This window comes from Clostridium sp. DSM 8431 (assembly GCF_900116755.1).
Classification (GTDB): Bacteria; Bacillota; Clostridia; order Clostridiales; family Clostridiaceae; genus Clostridium.
This window is the reverse complement of record NZ_FPBY01000255.1, coordinates 1-3178: the sequence shown is the minus strand read 5'-3', so window position 1 is coordinate 3178 and position 3178 is coordinate 1. Positions and strand designations below refer to the sequence as shown.

At 30.2% G+C, this 3178-nt stretch carries 4 protein-coding genes; all 4 read left to right on the top strand.

Annotated features, from left to right (window positions below):
• Positions 1 to 106: 106 nt before the first annotated feature.
• The 4 genes from BM384_RS16345 (at position 107) to BM384_RS16330 (ending at position 3126) form a co-directional block, all read left to right on the top strand.
• Positions 107 to 1051: a phage replisome organizer N-terminal domain-containing protein gene (locus BM384_RS16345; RefSeq protein ID WP_090015225.1), complete on the top strand. Its 945-nt coding sequence runs from the start codon at positions 107 to 109 to the stop codon at positions 1049 to 1051.
• Positions 1017 to 1733 carry an ATP-binding protein gene (locus BM384_RS16340; RefSeq protein ID WP_242946092.1) on the top strand — a complete coding sequence of 239 codons (717 nt, stop codon included), beginning with the start codon at positions 1017 to 1019 and terminating at the stop codon, positions 1731 to 1733. Before BM384_RS16345 ends, BM384_RS16340 begins: the two co-directional genes overlap by 35 nt.
• Positions 1734 to 1745: 12 nt before the next feature.
• Positions 1746 to 2054 carry a hypothetical protein gene (locus BM384_RS16335; RefSeq protein WP_090015221.1) on the top strand — a complete coding sequence of 103 codons (309 nt, stop codon included), beginning with the start codon at positions 1746 to 1748 and terminating at the stop codon, positions 2052 to 2054.
• Positions 2055 to 2241: 187 nt separating this feature from the next.
• Complete coding sequence (locus tag BM384_RS16330; RefSeq protein ID WP_242946091.1) at positions 2242 to 3126, top strand: HTH domain-containing protein; 885 nt, start codon at positions 2242 to 2244, stop codon at positions 3124 to 3126.
• Positions 3127 to 3178: the final 52 nt, after the last annotated feature.

Below are 3178 nucleotides of genomic sequence, written 5' to 3'. Positions count from 1 at the left end.
TAGATAAGAAAATTAATATCAATTTAGACATGTAATGTTCGTTAGAATAGTAAATAGTTTTCTATCAAATGTTACAACTAGATTATACAAGGGGAAGAGTAAAGTAATGAGTGATATTAAGTGGATAAAGATAACTACAGATATGTTTGATAATGAAAAGATAAGGCTTATAGATGCAATGCCAGAGAGAGATACTATCCATTATGTGTGGATGAGACTCTTAGTGCAGGCGGGAAAAACTAATGCAAACGGATTTATATACTTAAGTGATCAGATACCATATACAGAAGAAATGCTTTCAACTTTATTTAATAGAAACATAAATTCAATAAGACTTGCATTAAGTGTGCTTGAAAATTTTAAGATGATAAATATAGAAGAGAATAAAGAGATAAAGATTGTTAATTGGGAGAAGTATCAGAATGTTGAAGGTGTGGAGCGAATAAGAGAGCAGACTAGAAAGAGAGTTGCAAAGTGCAGGGAACGTAAGAAAGAAGAAAAGGCTAATGTAACAAAAAGTAACGTTACAGTAACGGAACAGAAAGAGAAAGAGAAAAATAAGAATAAAGAAGATTTAGAAGTAGATGAAGAGAAAGAAATAAGATTAGATCAAGATAAGAATTTAGATGAGAATAGAGAAAAGAATACAAAAGATGAAAAATTAAATGATGGCGGCATAAATGTACAAGCTGTACAGATAAGTGCTTTAGGTAATGGTGAAGAGGCTGGCTTTAGACTGCTATGCTACTTTGAAAAAATGACAGGGAGAATGGGTGGACTTAACATAGGTGCTTTAAATGTTGCATCCAAAGAGCATGGTGAGGAACATGTTAAGATGGCAATAGATAAGGCTTTAGAAACTAATGTTTTTAGTATGAATTATATTAATGGAATACTTCGTAATTGGAGAAAGGAAGGTTATCCATCTAAGGAGGTTGTGAAAGTTGAATCTGGACTTGATGGAGATGGTTCAAAATTTAAAGGAATTGAATCACAAAATGCAAGAGAGCTTACAGATGAAGAAAGGGAGAATGCAAAAAAGCTTATATAAATGTGATAAGTGTAAAGATACAGGATGGATTTTAAAGAAGCATGAAGATGGGACAAGCTATGCGGTCAGCTGTCAATGTAGAGAAAAGGAAAAGTTAAAGCAGCAGTGGAAATCATCAGGTATGAATCTTGATTCAATTAATCTAACTTTTAGTAATTTTAGTATATGGAATAAGTTTTCTAAAGCTCTTAAAGAAACAGCAATAGCTTATTTTAATGATTTTAATAAGATAAAGAATTCAAGGCAGAACAGTCTTTTACTTTCAGGGCAACCAGGAGGAGGAAAGACTCACATAGCTGTTGCTGTTGCCATTAATCTCATTAATACAGGAATAAAGGTTATATATATGCCTTATAGAGAAGCACTTACTAATTTAAAGATAAACATAAAGGATGAAAATTATTATAGAAGTACATTAGATAGATATAAGATGTGTGAATTGCTCATGATTGATGATTTATATAAAGGTAAGGTTACGGTAGCAGACATTAATATTTTATTTGAGATTGTTAATTATAGATATGTAAACTATAAGCCAATCATGGTAAGTAGTGAAATGACAATAGAAGAGATTCTAGAAATAGATGAGGGGATAGGCTCAAGAGTATATGAGATGTGCAGTAGCTATATAGTTACTATTCCTAAGAATAAAGATAATAATTTTAAATTATGTAATAAGTAAAGGATGAAGAGGATGATAGATAAATTAAAAATGCAGAGGTTATATAAGGAAAGAGGATTATTGGATTATCAATTGCAAACATTAGATGATGCATTTTTTATACATGGAATTAAGCCAAATCAAGTTGAGGGATATAGTAAGCTTAAGGATGATGAGAAAAAAGTATTTAAAGAGTTTATTGTTTCTTATTTGAATTCAATAAAATTGGAAGAGCGTGAGGTTGCTTTTTTAAAGGTTTCTTCAGATATATTGGACTTTTTGAAGGTAGAAGTGCTTGAGAGAGGAGCTAAGATGTTTATTTTTGTAAAGTGGGAGAGCTAAGTTGATAGGGTAAAATAAAGAGTTAGATAAAAAATATTGTTAGAATAAAAGAATACAGCGTGAGGATATAAAAGAAAAAGGAAAGGCTATCTAAAATGGTACCTATAAACAGGACACTAGAAAAAAAGTGTCTGGTTTATAGGTACTTTTTATGTATAATATTAATATCTATCTTGGAGGAAAAAACATGAGTAAAATAACATTTGATAAAAGAGCTATTGAATTACTTAAGCAAAATCCATATGTTGTTAGAGTTAGCGAAAAGTCTATAACTTACTCTGACGAGTTTAAGCGATTTTTTATAGATGAATATTTAAAAGGAAAGCTTCCTAGAACAATTTTTGAAGAAGCTGGATTTGATATCAAAATACTTGGTGTTAAACGTTACGAGCAAGCGGCAGCTAGATGGCTAAAAGCTTACAATCGTGATGGAATTATAGGTTTACGTGATACAAGAAAAGAAAACTCAGGAAGACCTATTGATAAAGTTCTCTCGAAAGATGACATCATTTCAAAGCAAGAAGCTAGAATTAAACTATTAGAAGAGCAGGTAGAACTGTTAAAAAAATTAGACGTAACAGAAAGGAGGCTGGTAAACAGCTGCATAAATCTAAAAAGTAAGGAAGTATTTAAATTAATAAATGAAACCATTGTCAAAAACAATTTTAAGAACATGGTTTCATACTTTTGCGACCTCTTAAACGTTTCACGTTCGGAATATTATAATTATTTAAATACTTTAGATAATCAGAAAATTATTGAAGATAAAGATTTAGAAGCTAAAGAAAATATTTTAAAAGCTATGAATTATAGGGGTTATAAGAAAGGATCACGTTCAATAAAAATGGTTTTAGAAGGTGAGTATTCTATTGTTTATAGCAGAAAGAAAATTCAACGAATCATGAGAAAATACGATATTAAATGTCCTGTAAGAAAAACTAATCCTTATCGTAAGATGGCTAAAGCAACTAAAGAGCATCGAGTAGTTCCTAATTTATTAGAAAGAAATTTCAAACAAGGAATACCTGGTGTATTTTATACTTATGATTTGGTTCTTTCCAATGTTAGTTGAATATCATTAGTATATAACATCATACTTTTAAACTTTCCAATTTAATAACTTT